General features: G+C 68.8%; 16 protein-coding genes. 13 read left to right on the top strand and 3 right to left on the bottom strand.

The genetic code is table 11. The features are described from left to right. Positions 1-18 precede the first annotated feature (18 nt). Positions 19-762, bottom strand: a complete 744-nt coding sequence (locus ACXIZN_RS33235; RefSeq protein WP_457958948.1) for a FadR/GntR family transcriptional regulator — start codon at positions 760-762, stop codon at positions 19-21. A gap of 60 nt (positions 763-822) precedes the next feature. Between ACXIZN_RS33235 and ACXIZN_RS33230 the strand changes: the two genes are divergently transcribed. The 9 genes from ACXIZN_RS33230 to ACXIZN_RS33190 all read left to right on the top strand — a co-directional run bounded on the left by ACXIZN_RS33230 (position 823) and on the right by ACXIZN_RS33190 (position 10005). After that, positions 823-2313, top strand: a complete 1491-nt coding sequence (locus ACXIZN_RS33230) for an ABC transporter substrate-binding protein (protein WP_457958947.1) — start codon at positions 823-825, stop codon at positions 2311-2313. Next, positions 2310-3254: an ABC transporter permease gene (locus ACXIZN_RS33225; protein ID WP_457958946.1), complete on the top strand. Its 945-nt coding sequence runs from the start codon at positions 2310-2312 to the stop codon at positions 3252-3254. Before ACXIZN_RS33230 ends, ACXIZN_RS33225 begins: the two co-directional genes overlap by 4 nt. After that, complete coding sequence (locus tag ACXIZN_RS33220; RefSeq protein ID WP_457958945.1) at positions 3254-4066, top strand: ABC transporter permease; 813 nt, start codon at positions 3254-3256, stop codon at positions 4064-4066. Before ACXIZN_RS33225 ends, ACXIZN_RS33220 begins: the two co-directional genes overlap by 1 nt. Then, positions 4063-4800, top strand: coding sequence for an ABC transporter ATP-binding protein (locus ACXIZN_RS33215; protein ID WP_457958944.1), 738 nt, complete (start codon positions 4063-4065; stop codon positions 4798-4800). Before ACXIZN_RS33220 ends, ACXIZN_RS33215 begins: the two co-directional genes overlap by 4 nt. Then, positions 4797-5567, top strand: coding sequence for an ABC transporter ATP-binding protein (locus ACXIZN_RS33210; RefSeq protein WP_378343642.1), 771 nt, complete (start codon positions 4797-4799; stop codon positions 5565-5567). Before ACXIZN_RS33215 ends, ACXIZN_RS33210 begins: the two co-directional genes overlap by 4 nt. Continuing rightward, positions 5560-6981 (top strand): aldehyde dehydrogenase family protein, encoded by a 1422-nt coding sequence (locus ACXIZN_RS33205; protein ID WP_457958943.1) that lies wholly within the window; start codon positions 5560-5562, stop codon positions 6979-6981. The genes ACXIZN_RS33210 and ACXIZN_RS33205 overlap by 8 nt, the downstream gene beginning before the upstream one ends. Further along, positions 6978-7736 carry an SDR family NAD(P)-dependent oxidoreductase gene (locus ACXIZN_RS33200; RefSeq protein ID WP_457958942.1) on the top strand — a complete coding sequence of 253 codons (759 nt, stop codon included), beginning with the start codon at positions 6978-6980 and terminating at the stop codon, positions 7734-7736. Before ACXIZN_RS33205 ends, ACXIZN_RS33200 begins: the two co-directional genes overlap by 4 nt. An 11-nt stretch (positions 7737-7747) precedes the next feature. Continuing rightward, positions 7748-9127, top strand: coding sequence for an amidase (locus ACXIZN_RS33195; RefSeq protein ID WP_457958941.1), 1380 nt, complete (start codon positions 7748-7750; stop codon positions 9125-9127). Positions 9128-9312: 185 nt separating this feature from the next. After that, complete coding sequence (locus tag ACXIZN_RS33190) at positions 9313-10005, top strand: hypothetical protein (RefSeq protein ID WP_457958940.1); 693 nt, start codon at positions 9313-9315, stop codon at positions 10003-10005. Here ACXIZN_RS33190 and ACXIZN_RS33185 read toward each other — a convergent pair. Further along, a complete protein-coding gene (locus ACXIZN_RS33185; RefSeq protein WP_457958939.1) occupies positions 10002-10856 on the bottom strand; it encodes an HpcH/HpaI aldolase/citrate lyase family protein in 855 nt (284 codons plus the stop codon). The genes ACXIZN_RS33190 and ACXIZN_RS33185 overlap by 4 nt on opposite strands. Further along, entirely contained in the window at positions 10856-11923 is a 1068-nt protein-coding gene (locus ACXIZN_RS33180; protein ID WP_457958938.1) for an HpcH/HpaI aldolase/citrate lyase family protein, read from the bottom strand. The genes ACXIZN_RS33185 and ACXIZN_RS33180 overlap by 1 nt, the downstream gene beginning before the upstream one ends. A 118-nt stretch (positions 11924-12041) precedes the next feature. On the opposite strand from ACXIZN_RS33180, the gene ACXIZN_RS33175 reads away from it, so the two are divergent. The 4 genes from ACXIZN_RS33175 (at position 12042) to ACXIZN_RS33160 (ending at position 18169) form a co-directional block, all read left to right on the top strand. Then, a complete protein-coding gene (locus ACXIZN_RS33175; RefSeq protein ID WP_457958937.1) occupies positions 12042-14270 on the top strand; it encodes a serine/threonine-protein kinase in 2229 nt (742 codons plus the stop codon). Next, positions 14261-16531, top strand: coding sequence for a serine/threonine-protein kinase (locus tag ACXIZN_RS33170; RefSeq protein ID WP_457958936.1), 2271 nt, complete (start codon positions 14261-14263; stop codon positions 16529-16531). Before ACXIZN_RS33175 ends, ACXIZN_RS33170 begins: the two co-directional genes overlap by 10 nt. A 317-nt stretch (positions 16532-16848) precedes the next feature. Continuing rightward, positions 16849-17499, top strand: coding sequence for a hypothetical protein (locus ACXIZN_RS33165; protein ID WP_240596315.1), 651 nt, complete (start codon positions 16849-16851; stop codon positions 17497-17499). Between the two features lie 19 nt (positions 17500-17518). After that, positions 17519-18169, top strand: coding sequence for an NAD(P)H-binding protein (locus ACXIZN_RS33160; protein WP_457958935.1), 651 nt, complete (start codon positions 17519-17521; stop codon positions 18167-18169). Positions 18170-18189: the final 20 nt, after the last annotated feature.

The following is an 18189-nucleotide window of genomic DNA, read 5'->3' as shown; positions in this document are numbered from 1 at the left end:
AGCGAGTGTAGGGGCGGGTCAAGCGAGCAGGGGCCGCAAGAGGCGACGTTCCTCCTCGGGGACGTACTCGGCGTAGTTGTCGTAGAGCGCTTGCTTCGCGAGACGAGAAGCGCGTTCGCCGTCGGAGTCCCGGATCGCGCCGAGTACCTCTTCGTGGTGTGCCAGCCAGTTGCGCATCAGCGCCGTCCGGTCGTCGGCGTGCTCCAGCTTGTCCTCGATGAGCTCCAGTACGACACCGCGGACGACCTCGCCACTGATCACCAGCAGCGGATTCCCGGTCGCGCGGGCGATGGCCTCGTGAAACGCGACGTCCGCGTGGGAGAACTCCGCGAAACCCTTCGAGACGCCCGCGCGCATCGCCTCCAGCGCCGTGCCGAGCTCGGCGAGATGGGCGTCGGTCCTGAGCTGCGCGGCGAGCAGATGTGCGGAACCGTCGAGGACCATGCGGAACTGCAACAGCTCGGAGAGGCCGATGTGGTCGGCCCGCGCGAGCCGGTGCATCGACCGGTGCAACGCGGCGGGGGAGGCGGCCAGGACCTCGGGCCCACGCGGATCGCCGGGCCGCGAGCGGATCATTTCCGCCGCCTGCAGTACGCGCAGCGCCTCGCGCACGGTCGAGCGGCCGACGTCGAACTGGACCATCAGCTCGCGTTCGCTCGGCAGGCGGTCGCCCGGTTTGATCCGGCCGCTGAACACGGCTTCCTCGATCTGTTCGACGACACGCTGGTATGCGCGGACAGGGGCGACCGGCTCGAATTCCATCTTGACCCTGCCGTCTCGTCTGGTTTACTGGTCAGACCAGTCTACCGGCCAGGGGGCAGGATGAAAGCCCGGATTCAGGCGGCAGTGGCAGCGTTGCTGCTGGTGGCGTCCGGCTGCTCCGCCGGTTCGAGTGCCACGGTCGCCAAGGATCCCGGCACGCTCGCCATCGGCTACACCGCCGAACCCGCGAACTTCGATTTCACCCGCACGGACGGCGCCGCCATCCCGCAGGCCTTGCTCTACAACGTCTACGAGGGCCTGGTGAAACTCGACGCGGACGCGAAGATCGTGCCGCTGCTCGCCGAATCGTGGACGATCTCGGAAGACCGCAGGACCTACGACTTCAAGCTCCGGAAGGACGCGAAGTTCAGCGACGGGACGCCGTTCACCGCCGAGGACGTCAAGTTCTCGCTGATGCGCGTGAAGACGGACTGGACCGTGTCGATCAAGTCCACAATGGACGTCGTCGACCGGGTCGACGTCGTGGCGCCGGACCACGCGCGGGTCGTGCTCACCAAACCCAGCAACGGCTGGCTGTTCAGCCTCACCAGCCGTCTCGGCGCGATGTTCAGCCGCACCGGCGTCGCGGATCTGGCGAACAAACCGATCGGCACCGGGCCGTACACGGTGTCCTCGCGCCGGCGCGGCGATTCCATCGTGCTCAAGCAGAATCCCGCGTACTGGGGCAGGAAACCGGCCTACTCGACGGTGGTCCTCAAGTACATCAAGGATCCGACGGCGCTCAACAACGCCTTGCTCAGCAACGGGATCGACGTCATCTCCGCGATCACCGTGCCGGATTCGATCCCGCAGTTCCAGAGCGACGACCGGTTCACCGTCGTCGAAGGCACCACCAACAGCGAGGTCACGCTCGCGTTCAACAACGCGCGCCCACCGCTGAACGACGTCCGCGTGCGGCGGGCGCTGTCGTACGCCATCGACCGGAAGGCCTTGCTGGACACGGCTTGGGGCGGCCGCGGCACGCTCATCGGCAGTATGGTCCCGCCGACGGATCCCTGGTACGAGGACCTTTCGAACGCGTACCCGTTCGATCCCGCGAAGGCGAAAGCGCTGCTCGCCGAAGCAGGGCAGCCGAATCCCTCGCTGCGGCTGAGGATTCCCAACCTGCCGTACGCCGTTTCGGCAGCGCAGGTGGTGGCGTCGCAGCTGGCGGACGTCGGGGTCACGGTGACGATCGAGCCGCTGGACTTCCCGGCGGTGTGGCTCAAGCAGGTCTTCACCGACCGCGACTACGACCTGTCGATCATCCAGCACGTCGAGGCGCGCGACATCGTCACGTTCGGCAGGCCGAAGTACTACTGGGGTTACGACAGCAAGCCCGTCCAGCAGAACCTGGCGAAGGCGGACGCGGGCACACCCCAGGAGCAGGTCGACGCGATGCGCCAGGTCGCCCGGCGGCTGTCCGAAGACGCCGCCGCGGACTGGCTCTTCCTGTTCCCCAACGTGATCGTGGCGAAGAACAAGGTGACCGGGTTCGTCCGCAACCAGGTCAGCGAGTCCTTCGATCTCACGGGATTGGCGCCGCGATGACGGTCAAGGTGCTCCGCCGCCTGGGGATTCTCGTGGCCAGCGTGCTGGTCGCGTCCATCGTGGTGTTCCTGTTCATGGCCGTGCTGCCGGGTGATCCGGCGCAGGTCGCGCTGGGCGTCAACGCGACGCCGGAGCTGGTCGCGAAGACGCGCGCCGAGTTCGGTATCGACAGGCCGTTGGTGACGCAGTACTTCGACTGGATCGGCGGTGTCCTGCAAGGCGACTTCGGCCGCTCGTACGTCACGCGCGAGGAGATCGGGCCCGCCCTGACCGACCGCCTCGGCGTGACGCTGTGGCTGGTCGGCGCCGGGATGCTGGTGGCGCTGCTGATCGCCGTCCCGGCCGGGACGTTCGCCGCGGTGCGGCATCGGAACGCCGACGGCACCGCGGTTTCCGGGCTGTCGCAGATCGGCGTCGCGATTCCCGCGTTCCTCGCCGGCATCATCCTGGTGCAGATCTTCGCGGTGCAGTTGCGCTGGCTGCCCTCCGGCGGCTGGACACCGCCCGTGCAGGATCCGGGCGAATTCCTCCGCGGTCTCGTTCTGCCCGCCTTGTCGCTGGGGCTCGTGCAGGGCGCGGTGCTCACGCGTTACGTCCGGTCCGCGGTGCTCGACACGCTGGGCCAGGACTATCTGCGCACGGCGCGGTCCAAGGGGCTGCGGCCGTTCCAAGCGCTGTTCCGTCACGGTCTGCGCAACGCCGCCGTGCCGGTGGTGACGGTGCTCGGCCTGCAACTGTCGACCCTGCTGATCGGCGCGGTCGTCGTCGAGCGCGTGTTCGTCCTGCCGGGGCTGGGCAGCATGCTGCTCGACTCCGTGGCGTCGCGGGATCTGTTGTCCGTGCAGGGGATCGTGCTGGTCCTGGTGGTCGGCGTGCTGCTGGTGAACTTCGTGGTCGACGTCCTCTACACGGTGCTCGACCCGAGATTGCGGGGTTCCTGATGCGTAGCCGTACTCTCGTCATCGGTGGCGTCCTGGTCGCGTTGATCGTCGTCGCCGCGCTGCTTTCGTTCGTGTGGACGCCGTTCGATCCGGTGAAGGTCGACGCGGCCAACCGGCTGCACGATTTCAGCGGAGCCAATCCGCTGGGCACGGACAGCTTCGGCCGCGACGTGCTGAGCCAGCTCATGGTCGGCGCGCGGACGACGCTGTACGTCGGTGTGGTCGCGGTCGGCATCGCCGCGGTGATCGGGACCCCGCTGGGCATCCTCGCCGGGATGTCGTCGCGGTGGCTCGGCGAGTTCGTCATGCGGGTCAACGATCTCGTGCTCGCGTTCCCCGCGTTGCTGCTGGCGATCATGTTCGGCGCGGTGTTCGGGGCGGACACGCTGACCGCCATGGTGGCGATCGGCATCGCCACCATCCCGTCGTTCGCGCGGATCGCGCGGTCGGGGACGCTGCAGGTGATGAGCAGCGAGTTCGTGCTGGCCGCGCGGTCGGCCGGGCGTTCGCGGCTGAACATCGCGGCGCGGCACGTGCTGCCGAACATCTCCGGGCTGCTGATCGTGCAGGCGTCGGTGTCGTTCGCGATCGCCGTGCTCGCGGAAGCGGCGCTGTCGTTCCTCGGGTTCGGCACGCGGCCGCCGACGCCGTCGTGGGGCCGGATGCTCCAGGAATCCCAGATGTTCCTGACCCTGCACCCGCGGCTCGCGCTCGTGCCCGGCGTCGCGATCGCCATCGCCGTCCTCGGCTTCAACATGCTCGGTGACGGCCTCCGCGATCGTCTCGACCCCCGATTGGCGGCGCGGCTATGACACTCGAAGTCCAAGGGCTCGGCATCTCCGGGCTGGTTCGCGACGTCTCGTTCGACATCGCGCGGGGTGAGCGGGTCGGGCTGATCGGCGAGTCGGGTTCCGGGAAGTCGTTGACGGCGTTGTCGATCATGGGGTTGCTGCCCGAAGAACTCGCCGCGTCCGGATCGGTGAAGCTCGACGGCCGCGAACTGCTGGGCGCGCCGGAGAAGGAACTGTCGCGGCTGCGCGGCAATGAGATGTCGATGGTGTTCCAGGAGCCGATGACCGCGTTGAACCCGGCGATGCGGGTCGGCGCGCAGGTGGCCGAGCCGATGCGGATCCACCGCAACGGCCGGAAGGATCCCGAGGCTTTGCTGGCTTCCGTCGGGCTGCCCGGCGTCGCCCGCGCGTATCCGCATCAGCTGTCCGGCGGTCAGCGGCAACGCGTCGTCCTCGCGATCGCGCTGGCCAACGACCCGAAGCTGCTGATCTGCGACGAGCCGACGACGGCACTGGACGTCACCGTGCAGGCGCAGATCCTGGAACTGATCCTCGACGGCGTCCGGCAGCGGGAAAGCGCGCTGCTGTTCATCACGCACGATCTCGCCGTCGTGGCGTCGGTGTGCGAGCGGGTGCTGGTGATGCTGGACGGTGAGATCGTCGAAGCGGGCACGACCCGCGAGGTGCTCACGGAGCCGAACCACGAGTACACGAAGAAGCTTCTGGCCGCTTCGGATCTGGAGGCGAGCCGATGATGATCTCCGTACGGGACCTTGAACGCCGCTACACGCGCCGCGATGTGCATGCGCTGCGCGGAGTGTCGTTCGACGTCGAAGCAGGCCAGCGGTTCGGAATCGTCGGAGAGTCCGGCTCGGGAAAGTCCACTTTGGTCAGACTGCTGGCCGCGCTGGACAAGCCGACGGCGGGCAGCGTCTCGTTCCAGGGCAAACGGATCGACACGCTGCCGGAGCGCAAACTCGGCTTCCTGCGGTCGGAACTGCAGATCGTCTTCCAGGATCCGATGGGTTCGCTCGATCCGCGGATGCGGGTGCGCGACATCATCTCCGAACCGTTGGGCCGCCGGGATCCCTCTCGGGTTTCGGAGCTGCTGAAGGCCGTCGGCCTGCCGGAAGACGCCGCCGGCCGCTATCCGCACCAGTTCTCCGGCGGGCAACGCCAACGCATCTCGATCGCGCGGGCGCTCGCGCCGAATCCGAGCGTCCTCATCGCGGACGAGCCGGTGAGCGCACTCGACGTCTCGGTGCGGAAGCAGATCCTCGACCTGCTCGCGTCGCTGGTCGAACTGTACTCGCTGACGCTGATCTTCGTCTCGCACGACCTTGGCGTGGTGCGGCACGTCTGCGACCGGGTCGCGGTGATGCGGCGCGGGGAGATCGTGGAGATCGGTGACGTCGACCAGGTCTACGACGCGCCGGAACACGAGTACACCAGGGAACTGCTGGCGGCCGCGCCGAATCTGCGGGCCGAACTGGCAAGGCTGCGGGGAGGGGACGATGGCTGAGTATCCGGAAGGGCTGCCGATCGGCGCCAGCTGGGTGTCCACTGTGGACTACTCGACGGTTAGCTTCCCGTATGACGGGAGCGAGATCGGCCGGGCGCCGGTCGGGACGCCGGAGCTGGCCACGCGCGCGATCGACGAGGCCGTCGCGGTGTTCAAGCAGGTCGCGGCGCTGCCGTCGCGTACCCGGCGTTCGCTCCTGAACGACGTCGCCGCCGCTCTGGAGGCCCGGCGTTCCGAGTTCGAGCAGCTGCTGGTGCTGGAGACCGGCAAGCCGCTGGTCGACTGTCGCGTCGAGGTCGCGCGCACGATCGTCACCTGGCAGGCCGCCGCGGAGGAGGTCTCGCGGCTGCACGGCGAGACCGTGCCGCTCGATCTCCTGCCCTCCGGCGACGGCCTGGCCGGATTCTGGAAACGCAAGCCGATCGGTGTGGTGGTCGGCATCGCCGGGTTCAACTATCCGCTGCTGCTGGCGTCGCACAAGATCGCGCCCGCCATCGCCGCGGGTTGCCCGGTTGTGGTGAAACCCGCGCCGCAGACGCCGCTGGCGACGTTGTGGCTAGTGCATCTGGTGCGCTCGCTGACCGACCTGCCCGCGATGGTCCAGCTGGTCACCGGTGACGCGGCCGTCGGCTCGGCGCTGGTCGCGGACCGGCGGGTCGGCGCGGTGTCGTTCACCGGATCCGCGCTGGTCGGGCACCGGATTGCCCGCGACGCCGCGCCCACGAAGACGTTGCTGGAGCTCGGATCCAACGCGGCTCTCGTGGTCGCGGAGGACGCCGATCTCGACGCGGCCGCGGACGCCGTGCTGCGGGGCGGGTTCTACGCGTCCGGGCAGGCCTGCATTTCGGTGCAGCGCGTGCTGGTCGTGGACGCGGTCGCCGAGGAATTCACCGAACGGGTACTCGCGCGGCTCGGCGAGGTCGTCACCGGTGATCCCCGAGACGAGAAGACGCGAGTCTCGGCGCTGATCGACCCGGGGTCCACCCAGCGCGTCCAGGAGTGGGTCGACAAAGCGACTTCGGCCGGAGCGCGGCTGGTCGGGGGCGGTGTCGACGGAACGGTGATCCGGCCGACCGTGCTGCTCGACGTGCCCGACGGCCTCGAATGCTGGGACGAGGAGATCTTCGGTCCCGTGGTCTGCATCCGCACTGTGTCCTCTGTGGACGAAGCGTTCGACGCGGTCAACGCGTCGCGCTACGGGCTGCACGCCTCGGTGTTCAGCACGTCGCTGAAGACGGCGTTCCGCGCGCTCGACGAGCTCGAAGTCGGTGGCGTGGTGGTCAACGAGGTGCCCGGTTTCCGGTCCGACACCATGCCGTACGGCGGCGTGAAGGATTCCGGGATCGGGCGGGAAGGGCCGCGGTTCGCGGTCGAAGAACTGACCGTGACGAGGATGGCGGTGCTGCGCCCGTGACTTACGAAAACCTGTTCCGGCTCGACGGAAAGCGAGCCGTCGTCCTCGGCGGTGGCAGCGGGATCGGCCGCGAGTCCGCGAAGGCGCTGGCCGCGCACGGGGCCGAAGTGATCGTCGCGGACCGCGATGTCGCCGCGGCCAAGGAAACCGGCGTCGGCGAGGCGTACGAGATCGATCTCCTCTCGGACGGTGCGGCAGCGCGGGCGTCGGCGGAACTCGGCGAGATCGACGTCGTGGTGCTGACCGCCGCGACCAACGTGCGCAAACGGCTGCTGGAGTACACGCGCGAGGAATTCGACCGGGTGATCGCGCTGAACCTCGGCGCGACCTTCGAGGTCGTGCGCGCGTTCGGCGCCGGGATGGTCGAACGCGGGCGGGGGAGCATCATCGGGTTCTCGTCGATCCGCGGCACCACCGTCGAGCCCGGCCAAGGGCCGTACGCGGCGACGAAAGCCGGGCTGGTGCAGCTGTTCCGCACGGCCGCGGCGGAGTTCGGCCCGGCCGGGGTGCGGGTGAACGCGATCGCGCCCGGTGTCGTCGAGACTCCGCTGACAGCGCAGATCAAGGCGAATCCGGCCTGGTACGACGCCTATGCGACCAAAGGCGCGCTCGGCCGATGGGCGCGCCCGGACGAGCTCGCGGGCGCCGTCGTCTACCTGGCCTCGGACGCGTCGTCGTTCGTCACCGGCTCCGTACTGGCGGTGGACGGCGGCTGGACCGCGGTCGACGGCCGCTTCGAACCGCCCGCGACGTAAGGAGTGTTGCCGTGCCGGAGTTGCCTGATCTGACCGCCGTCGAGCTGGTCGCGCAGTACCGTGCCGGGACGCTGTCGCCGGTCGAGGTCACCGAAGCCGTCCTCACGCGTATCGAGGCGCGCGAACCCGAACTGCACGCGCTCTACGCGTACGACCCGAGCGGCGCGCGCGAAGACGCGAAGGCGTCCGAAAGCCGTTGGCACGCCGGGGAACCGCTCGGCCCGATCGACGGCGTTCCGTTGACACTCAAGGAGAACATCGCCACCCGGGGCACCCCGGTGCCGCTCGGCACGGCCGCCTCCTCGCTGGCGCCCGCGCCCGAAGACGCTCCGGCGGGCGCTCGCGTGCGCGAGTCCGGCGGTGTCCTGCTGGGCAAGACGACCATGCCGGACTACGGGATGCTGACGTCCGGGCTGTCGAGTTTCCACACCGCGTCGCGGAATCCGTGGGACACCACGCGTACGCCCGGCGGCTCCAGCGCCGGTGCCGGTTCGGCGGCCGCCGCCGGTTACGGCCCGCTGCACGTCGGCACCGACATCGGCGGCTCGATCCGGCTGCCCGCCGGCTGGTGCGGCCTGGTCGGGCTGAAGCCGAGTTTCGGCCGGGTGCCGGTGGATCCGCCGTTCCTCGGCCGCGTCGCCGGGCCGATGACGCGGACCGTGGCCGACACCGCGCTGCTGATGAGCGTTCTGTCCGGTGTGGACGGTCGCGATCACCTCTCGCTGCCTGCGTCCTCTGTGGACTGGTCGTCGCTGTCTTGCGAGGTCGAGGGCCTGCGGATCGGGCTCCATCTCGATCCGGGCGTCGGGCTCCCGGTGCTGCCCGAGACGATCGCCGCCGTCACCGAAGCCGCGCGTGTCTTCGAGGCCGCGGGCGCCGTCGTCGAGCCGGTTTCGCCGTTCCTGCGCCGGGAAATGCTCGACGGGCTCGACACCTTCTGGCGCGTCCGTGCCTGGTCGGACCTGTCGGCGCTGCCCGAGGACCGCCGCGCGAAGGTGCTGCCGTACATCGCCGACTGGGCCGCCGGCGGCGCCGACGTCAGCGGTGTCGACGCCTACCGCGGTTTCGCGCAGATCGACACCATCGCCGTCGCGACCCTGCGCGCGACCGAACGCTTCGACGTCGTCCTGTCCCCGACCTGCCCGGTCTCGGCCCCGCCCGCCGAGTGGCCCTCGCCGACCAACGACCCGCGCCGCCCGTTCGAGCACATCGCGTTCACCGTGCCGTACAACATGTCCGGCCAGCCCGCGGTCTCCATCAACTGCGGCTACACGAGCGACGATCAGCCCATCGGCCTCCAGATCAGCGGTCGCCGCTTCGCCGACCTCGACGTCCTTCGCGCCGCTGCCGCCTACGAAACCCTTCGCCCCGCTCCGCGCCCCTGGCCCTGACCCGCATTTCGTCCTCTGGATGCGGTCCTTGCGCGTGCGACTACCGCATCCAGAGGACGAAATGCATCAGGAGCGCGTTGCTTTGCCGTCCGGCAACAGAAAGATCAAAGCCCCGGTGACATGACCGACAGGTCAGGGGCCATCCGGGGCTATTCGTCGGTCAGCTTAGCAGAGGAGCCATGAGAGTGACCAGCGCTCGCGCGGGGGATTGGATCGAGACCCGGTTGTCGAAGCCGAGGTTCACGATCTACTTGCAAGCGGCGAACCAGGACCGAGAGCTGGCCATGAGGTTGTACGAGTGGAACGCGGCGGTATCCGCGGCGTTCCACCACGATCTGTGCCATCTGGAAGTGGCTCTGCGCAACGCGTATGACCGGGCTCTGGGCCACGCTGCCACGGGAGGGACGCATTGGGTCTTCCAAGCGACGACGATCTTCCCCTCGAGATGGCACAAATCCGCGAACGGCACGCGTTACGACGTCAACGAGACGAGCAGGAGGCTGGTGGCCGAAGCCATCAGGAACGCGACCCCGAAGGTCAAGCACCCCGCGTCACCGTCGCCGGGGAAGGTGATCGCCGAGCTGAGCTTCGGCTTCTGGCGATACCTGTCCGCGCGACGTCATCACGACCCGCTGTGGGTTCCATACCTGCACCTGGCCTTTCAAGCCGGTACCGATCGCCGCGACGTCGACAAACACGCCGAGCGCCTCCACAGGCTCAGGAACCGCGTCGCTCATCACGAGCCATTGCTCACTCTCGACGTACAAGGCCACTGGAAAGACGTCCGGGATCTCGCCGCGCTCATCTCTCCCCAAGTCGCCGCTTACATCGCGGCCAACAGCTCATGCGCGCGGCTGTTGGCCGCCCGACCCTGCTAGCCGCCGATCGCTTCGGCCAGCACCAGGATCCGCCGCGCGTTGTCCACGTGCAGGTTCTCGATCATCCGCCCGTCCACGGTCACGACGCCCTGCCCGGCCGCCCGCGCCTCCTCGAACGCCGCGATGATCTTGCGCGAGCGCGTGATCTCCTCCTCGGACGGCGCGAAGATCCGGTTGCACGGCTCCAGCTGCGACGGGTGGATCAGCGTCTTGCCGTCGAAGCCGAACTGACGTCCCTGCACGCATTCCGCCTCGAAGCCTTCGAGGTCCTTCACGTCGTTGTAGACGCCGTCGAGGATCGCCTTGCCGGTCGCCCTCGCGGCCAGCAGCGCGAGCGAAAGCCCGCCCAGCAGCGGCGCGCGGCCGGGGACGAACTCGGCGTGCAGTTCCTTCGCCAGGTCGTTCGTGCCCATGACCAGCACGGTCAGCCGTTCGGACGCCGACGCGATCTCCTCGGCGTGCAGCATCGCGACCGGCGTTTCCACCATCGCCCAGATCTTCGTGTGGTCCGGCGCGCCGCCGAGCTCCAGCGCGCGCTCGATGTTGTGCACCTCGGCGGCGGAGTTCACCTTCGGCACCACGATCGCGTCCGGGCCCGCCTGTGCGGCGGCACGGAGGTCGGCGTCGTGCCATTCGGTGTCGAGGCCGTTGACGCGAATGGTCACTTCGCGCTTGCCGTACTCCTTCGACGACGCGGCCGCGCAAACGCGTTCACGTGCGGCTTCCTTCGCGTCGGGCGCGACGGCGTCTTCGAGGTCGAGGATCAGCCCGTCCGCGTCCAGCGTCTTGGCCTTTTCCAGCGCTCTCTCGTTCGCGCCGGGCATGTAGAGGACGGAACGTCGCGGGTTCATCAGGAAGCCTCCTTCGTGGCGGCGTCGTACGCGGCGGCGAGTTCAGGATCGTCGGCGGCGAGGGCGTCCGCGAGTTCGGCGACCACCCGGCACTGCTTCACCGAGGCGTCGTCCTGCATCTTCCCGTCGATCATCACCGCACCGGTGCCGTCACCCATGGCGGCGATCACGCGCCGTGCCCAGGCGACGTCCTCCGGCGAGGGCGAGAACACCTTCTTGGCGATGTCGATCTGCACCGGGTGCAGGCTCCAGGCGCCAACGCAGCCGAGCAGGAACGCGTTGCGGAACTGGTCCTCACACGCCACGACGTCGCGGATGTCGCCGAACGGCCCGTAGTACGGCAGGATCCCGTTCGCCGCGCAGGCGTCCACCATCCGCGCGACGGTGTAGTGCCACAGGTCCTGCTGATACGTAGTGCGTCCCTCGTTCAGGTCCTCACCGGTCGGGTCCGTGCGCACCAGGTAACCGGGGTGCCCGCCACCCACCCGGGTGGTCTTCATGCGGCGGCTGGCGGCGAGGTCGGCCGGGCCGAGCGAGATGCCCTGCATCCGGGGGCTCGCGCCCGCGATCTCCTCGACGTTCGCGACGCCGCTGGCGGTCTCCAGGATCGCGTGCACCAGCAGCGGTTTCCTCAGCCCGGCCCGCGCTTCGAGCTGCGCGAGCAGCCTGTCGACGTAGTGGATGTCCTGCGCGCCTTCGACCTTCGGCACCATGATGACGTCGAGTTTGTCGCCGATCTCGGTGACCAGCGTGATCAGGTCGTCGAGCACCCACGGCGAGTCGAGGCTGTTGACGCGGGTCCACAGCTGCGTATTGCCGAAGTCGGTCGACTTCGCGATGGAGACGAGCCCGTTCCGTGCGGCCTCCTTGCGGTCGGCGCGCACGGCGTCTTCGAGGTTCCCGAGCAGGACGTCGACCTTCTTGGCGATGTCCGGGACCTTGGCGGCCATCTTCTCGTTGCTGGGATCGAAGAAGTGGATCATCCGCGAAGGAGGCACGGGGATCTGGCGGAGCGGTTCCGGCGCCCCCACCGCGAGCGGGGCGAAGAAATCCTTCGGCGAACGCATCGTTCCTCCATCGCAACGGGCTAAGTGACCGACGAGTAACCCTAAACCCGGAAGGCGGGGAACCGCTGCGGCGCAGCTCACCTCCAAGGGGACACGATCGGGAATCGCGGAGGATTCTGTGGACGACTGGGCCTTGCCGGGTTTCACCGAGATGGGGTCACTGGGCGAAGGTGGGTTCGGCCGGGTCGTGCTGGCCCGGCACGACGAATCCGCGCAGGTCGTGGCCATCAAATACCTGTACGCGCGGTTCGCGGCAGACCCGCAGCGCCTGGCCGAATTCCGCCATGAGGCGCAGATCCTGAGCCGCGTTTCGGGGCCCCACATCGCCCGTCTGCACCAGTTCGTCGAGACCCCGCAAGGGGCCGCGATCATCATGGAAGCCGTTCACGGAATCTCCCTGAAAGAGATCCTCGGCCGCCAGGAGAAGCTCGAACCCGAAGCCGCGCTGGCCATCCTCAAGGGCTCGCTGCTCGGCCTCGCCGGCGCGCACGCCGCGGGCACCGTCCACCGCGACTACAAACCGGCGAACGTCCTGGTCACCCGGGAGGGGCAGAGCAAACTCGTCGACTTCGGCATCGCCGTGCTCGCCGGGCAGACCGGGGTCGCCGCGGGCACGCCCGCGTACATGGCGCCTGAGCAGTGGGCGGGCGGCGTCGCCACGCCCGCGACCGACGTCTACGCCGCGACCTGCGTGTTCTTCCAGTGCGTCGCCGGGCACCGGCCGTACGAGGCCGAGCAGGTCGAAGTGCTCCGCACGCTGCACGAATACGCCCCGATCCCGTTCGGCGAGGTGCCCGAACCGGTCCGCGACCTCATCGCACGCGGCATGGCGAAGGACGTCGCCCAGCGGCCCTCGGGCGCGGCCGAGTTCGTCACCGAACTGGAGGCGTCCGCCAGGAAGGCGTACGGCGAGGACTGGGAGCGCAACGGCTGGCACTGGCTCGCCAAAGGCGCCGGGGTCCTGGTCGCCCTCTCCCCGCTGGCCCTGCTCGGCGCCGGCACGGCCGCGGCACCGGTCATCGCGGGTGGAGCGGCGGGCGGGGTGGCGGCGACAGCGGGCGGCGGGATCGCGGTCGGCCTCAAGGTGACCGCCGCGATCGCCGCCGTCACCGCGGCCGCCGTCGGTACGGTCGTCGTGGTCAACGCCGACAGCGACGAAGCGCCGTCCCAGACGACGACCGTCGCCGCGATGAAGGTCGACCTCCTCACCCGAACCGAGAAATTCGACGGCTTCGACTACAACGGCAAGTACGTCCGCATCAGCGGTTTGAAGGACAAGGCGGCCGAAGACCGGGTCAACAAGGCGCTCATGGCGCCGATCGACGGCTGGCTCGCCGACATCTGGCCCGACGGCTACCCGCCGCAACGGGAACCCGACGGCGACATCCCGCATATGAAGACCGAGGCCGAGATCCTGCGCCAGGACGACAAGCTGCTCACGGTCGTCTACAAACGCTCGATCGACTCCGTCCAGTTCGGCAACCACGGCGGCTTCAGCATCCGCCCGATCGTCATCGATCTGACGAAGGGCGAACAGATCCCCAACGCGCGCCTCTTCGACAACGTCGACGGCACCGCCGACCGGATGCGCATGCTCGAAGACATGCTCTTCGACGCCGCCAAGCCGGGTGACTGCCTCGCCGACGCCCCGAGCGAACCGGCACACCTGCCGGTCGGCGCGATGTCGGATCCGTGGTCCATCACCGGTGACACGGTGCTGCAGGCGGCGCCGACCACGAACGGGATGACGTTCTACGTCTACGGATCCGTGCTCGGCTACCCCAGGGTCTGCGATCCGACGCAGGTCACCGTCGAATACCGCCACCTCCTCCACCTGATGAGCCCGGCGGTCATGAACCTGCTCGGCGGCCCACAGGCGCAACGCACCAAAGAGGTCGACGTCGGCGCTTTCACCATCACCGCCCCGGAAAAGTGGTCGCTGCTCTCCGGCGCCCCCATCGAGCACTACCTGGTGACGGCCGACCAGTGCGCGGGCGGGATGCAGCCCGCCCAGTGCGCGAGCGTCGTCTTCAGCGACAACTCGCGGACCGACCCCGCCACCCCGGCGTATGAACCGGGCAAGCCTTACAACCGCTCGACCGGTCCGCGTCCGTGCCACTCCATCGGCGCACCTGGGGAGACCCAGGGGGCGCCTACCCTCCAGATGAAGGAACTTCGCCCGGTCGGGACGAAGCGGGCCGCCTACGAAGAGTGGCGGCTCACGTGTTCTGGCGGCGGTAGCGTCACCCAGCGGGTCTGGTTCCTGCCGAAAACGCGGCTCGTCATCGTCGACGAATGGAACACTCCAGGCCTCGACAAGATTCTGGAAGAGGCCCGATGGAACTGACCGACGAGTGGAGACTGCCCGGCTTCACCGAGCTGGAGCAGCTGGGCACGGGCACCTTCGGCCGCGTGGTGCTCGCACGCCAGGACAACACCGGACACGTCGTCGCGATCAAGTACCTCTTCTCCCGCTTCGCCGCGGACCCCGCGCATCTGGCCGCCTTCCGGCAGGAAGCGCTGGCGCTGCATCGGGTGTCGAGCCCGCACGTCGTGAAGTTGCACGAGTTCTTCGAGACGCCGCAGGGCGCGGCGATCGTCATGGAGGCGATCAACGGCGTCTCCCTGCGCTCGGTGCTCCAAGCCGAAGGCGCACTCGAACCCGAGGCCGCTCTCGCGGTGCTGAAGGGTTCGCTGCTCGGGCTGGCCGCGGCGCATTCCGCGAACGTCGTCCACCGGGACTACAAACCGGCCAACGTCCTCGTCGCCGACACCGGTGAGAGCAAGCTGGTCGACTTCGGTACCGCCGTCCTGGCGGGGGAACGCGGCCCGTCCGTCGGCACACCCGCGTACATGGCGCCCGAGCAGTGGTCGGGCGGACAGGCCACACCCGCGACCGACGTCTACGCCGCGACCTGCGTGTTCTTCCAGTGCGTCGCCGGGCACCGGCCGTATCAGGCAGACGACACCGAAGTGCTCCGCACGCTGCACGAACACGCGCCCATCCCGTTCGGTGAAGTCCCCCAGCCGGTGCACGAGATCGTCGCGCTGGGGATGGCGAAGGACCCGGCGAAACGACCGGTCGACGCGCTCATGTTCGTCAGCGAACTGGAACGCGTCGCCCGTGCGGGTTACGGCGACGAATGGGAACGCAAGGGCTGGTCACGGCTCGCGAAGGCGGCGGGCGTGCTCGCCGCGGCGACGCCGTTGGTCCTGCTCAGCGCCGGTACAGCGGCCGCCCCCGGGGTGGCCGCCGCCGGGACGGGCGCGGTGGCCGCGTCGACCGGCGGGATCGCGGCCGGCCTGAAGGTCGCCATCGGTGTCGTCGCGGCGACGGCCGCCGTGGTCGGTTCGGTGGTCGTTTTCTCCGACGCGAGCACACCGCCGCCGCCGTCGCCGCCGACCACGCAGCAGGCCGTCGCGCTCAAGGTCGCCATGAAGACCCGGTCCGGGACCGTGCCCGGGACGACCCTCCCCTACAGCGGGGACCACCCCGAGGTGACCGGGTCGCCCGACCAAGCCTGGCTGAAGCGCGTCAACGACGCCCTGGCGGCGCCGATCGACGAGTGGAACCGCAAGACCGGTCCGGGCGCGGCCAAGCTGGAGCCGGAACGCGGCCCCTACAAGCTCCTCACGAAGGCCGAAGTGCGCTCACAGAACGAGCGGTACCTCTCGGTGCGCTACACGCACGACCTCGAGAACAAACCGCATTCGACCTGGGGGAACGGTCGTGCCGCGGTGACCATCGACCTGAAGGCGGGCAAGGCGCTTACGCCCGCCGAGCTGTTCGCCCCCGGGAAGTTCACCGACGACGGACTGCGGACCCTCGCCGAACTGCTCTGGCCTGACAAACAGCAGTGCGGTGCGCTCAGCAGCACCTTCCCGTACCAGCCCCTCAAGACCGCCGATCTCGCCGAAGAGCCCAAGGTGTGGCTCGCGTTCACCCCGGCGGCCGTCGAGGTCACCGTCGACCTCAACCTTCTCGGCTTCGCCACCGCCTGCGGAGTCCAGGACTACACGCTGCCGTACGACAAGATGGCCGGTCTCCTGAACCCGGAACTCGTCGAAGGCGTGACCGGCGGAAAGCCGCTGAAGGGGACTTCGTCCGCCCCGTCGGCGCCAAGCGGTAGCGATGTGTCGGCGGGCGCGCTCACCCTGCATCTGCCGCAGGACTGGTCCGTGGTGTCGCAGGGGCTGGAGAAGGTCCTCGTCGCCCCCGGCTGCCCGGATCCCAAGAAGTACTTCAACTGCAAGTACGTCCTTCTCACGGACAACAGCCTGCAGTCCGCCGAGCAGCCGCCGTACCGGCCCGGTGAGTTCTACCGGCGCAGCGCGGGCGGCCGGGCCTGCAACGCCGCCGGGCGGAAGGACCTCCGCCAAGAGGGTGACGCCGTCCGCACGGTTTCCACCGTCGCACCGGTCAGCGGGGCTTCGGCGACCTACGAGGAGTGGACGATCCAGTGTGTTCCTCGTGGACAGACGGGCGGAAGCGGCGAGACACAGGTGACCCAGCGGATCTGGTTCGTTGCGGACAGGCAAATCGTGGTGATGGACGAGTGGCGGACACCGGGTGTCGAAGAACTCCTGCGCACCGCGACGATCTCGTGACCTGACCTGCGAAGGTCCACAGTGGAATGAGTATTCGTTGGGCCGAATGGCCTAACGGCCCGCTTCGTCGTCCGTGACCGTTCGGAGACGCCGGGTAACGCCATTTACCTCCGCCTCACTCGGTTGGCGGCACGTCGGACTGAAGTCCGATGACCGCCTACCGACCGGTCACCGATGACAAGGTGCCGCCGATCGCAGCCACTCCCGTTGTCCGGCGCCGTCGCCTCCCCGCCCTGTTAGACAGTTCATGTGCCGCTTCCACCGAGGTGGCACGGGATGAAGAGCCCTAGGGAAACCAGGTTCGAAGGAGGCGGAACGTGGCGGCTACACCGAACATGGAGAGCTCGACGGTCGCCGGTGGCGCGAAGCGCAGCCGGTCACTGCCGAGCCGGGTGGTGCCGCCGATCGAACTGCCCGCGAGCGTCGGGGAGCTTTCGCGCAAGGCGGCGGCCCTGCTCGGCTGGAACGGCATCGTGTTGCCGGAGACCACCGTGCTCGGCCGCAAGATCTGCGTGGTCGCCCGGCTCCGTACCGACGTGCACGCCGAGCGCATCGCGATGGGCATGGGTCCCGTCGTCGATCGCGCCACCGTCGACACCTGGACATGGCCAGAGCTGGCCGCGACCGCACCCGCGCCGGCCGCCGAGATCATCGGCGTCCTCGCGGTCGCCCGGCACTGGCGCACCGCGATGGCCTCCGCGGTTCCGTTCGCACGTTACGGCGAGGCCGCGATGGTTCTCCCATCGCCTGCCGTACTGACGGAAGACTACGTCGGCAACTGCCTGCCGCGTGCCCGTGCCTACGGGCTCGGCATCGTCACCGCCGACCCCAACGCCGTCACCGACCTCGACCTCGAGGGCCACGGCGAGCGCATGATCCTCGACGAGGACCCGGTCTCGCGCCTGGTCAACGAGATCGTCTACGACCAGCTGCTCCGCGAAACCGAGCTCCCTGCCGAAGTGGACTGAACGCGCTACCGTCGGGTCCATGCGAGTAGTCATTGCGGGTGGACACGGACAGATCGCCCTGAAACTGGAGAAACTCCTCTCCGCGCGCGGTGATCAGGCGGTCGGGATCGTGCGCAACCCCGATCATGTCGCCGATCTCGAAGCCGCCGGTGCCGAAGCCGTCGTGCTCGACCTTGAACAGTCCGATGTGGACGCCGTCACCAGGGTGCTCGAAGGTGCCGACGCCGCCGTCTTCGCGGCGGGCGCCGGGCCCGGCAGCGGCACCGCTCGCAAGGACACTGTGGACAGAGCGGCCGCGGAACTCTTCGCGGCCGCCTCCGAGCGGGCAGGCGTCCGGCGGCATGTCCAGGTCGGCTCCATGGGCGCGGACAAATGGGAGACCGCGGACGTCCCGGACGATTTCCGGATCTATCTCAAGGCCAAGAAGGCGGCCGAAGACGATCTGCGCGCCCGCGATCTCGACTGGACGATCCTCCGGCCGGGACAGCTCACCGACGACGAGGGCACCGGCAAGATCCTGATCGCCGAATCCACCGGACGCGGGCCCATTCCCCGGCAGGACGTCGCCGCGATCCTCGTCGCGCTGCTCGACACCCCGTCGACGGCGGGCCGCGTCCTCGAAGCGATCTCGGGTGATACTGCTATCTCTCAGGCCTTTTCCGCTCTGTGAAATCGTAGTGTGTGGACGTA

This window comes from Amycolatopsis sp. TRM77291, from assembly GCF_054166285.1.
Note: the sequence above shows the minus strand (reverse complement) of the source record. Positions and strands in the feature narration are given on the sequence as shown.

What these genes read in the sequence shown, in the direction of transcription:
- ACXIZN_RS33235 (WP_457958948.1), bottom strand. Translation starts at nt 762, where the DNA reads ATGGAATTCGAGCCGGTCGCCCCTGTCCGCGCATACCAGCGTGTCGTC.
- ACXIZN_RS33230 (WP_457958947.1), top strand. Translation starts at nt 823, where the DNA reads ATGAAAGCCCGGATTCAGGCGGCAGTGGCAGCGTTGCTGCTGGTGGCG.
- ACXIZN_RS33225 (WP_457958946.1), top strand. Translation starts at nt 2,310, where the DNA reads ATGACGGTCAAGGTGCTCCGCCGCCTGGGGATTCTCGTGGCCAGCGTG.
- ACXIZN_RS33220 (WP_457958945.1), top strand. Translation starts at nt 3,254, where the DNA reads ATGCGTAGCCGTACTCTCGTCATCGGTGGCGTCCTGGTCGCGTTGATC.
- ACXIZN_RS33215 (WP_457958944.1), top strand. Translation starts at nt 4,063, where the DNA reads ATGACACTCGAAGTCCAAGGGCTCGGCATCTCCGGGCTGGTTCGCGAC.
- ACXIZN_RS33210 (WP_378343642.1), top strand. Translation starts at nt 4,797, where the DNA reads ATGATGATCTCCGTACGGGACCTTGAACGCCGCTACACGCGCCGCGAT.
- ACXIZN_RS33205 (WP_457958943.1), top strand. Translation starts at nt 5,560, where the DNA reads ATGGCTGAGTATCCGGAAGGGCTGCCGATCGGCGCCAGCTGGGTGTCC.
- ACXIZN_RS33185 (WP_457958939.1), bottom strand. Translation starts at nt 10,856, where the DNA reads ATGAACCCGCGACGTTCCGTCCTCTACATGCCCGGCGCGAACGAGAGA.
- ACXIZN_RS33180 (WP_457958938.1), bottom strand. Translation starts at nt 11,923, where the DNA reads ATGCGTTCGCCGAAGGATTTCTTCGCCCCGCTCGCGGTGGGGGCGCCG.
- ACXIZN_RS33170 (WP_457958936.1), top strand. Translation starts at nt 14,261, where the DNA reads ATGGAACTGACCGACGAGTGGAGACTGCCCGGCTTCACCGAGCTGGAG.
- ACXIZN_RS33160 (WP_457958935.1), top strand. Translation starts at nt 17,519, where the DNA reads ATGCGAGTAGTCATTGCGGGTGGACACGGACAGATCGCCCTGAAACTG.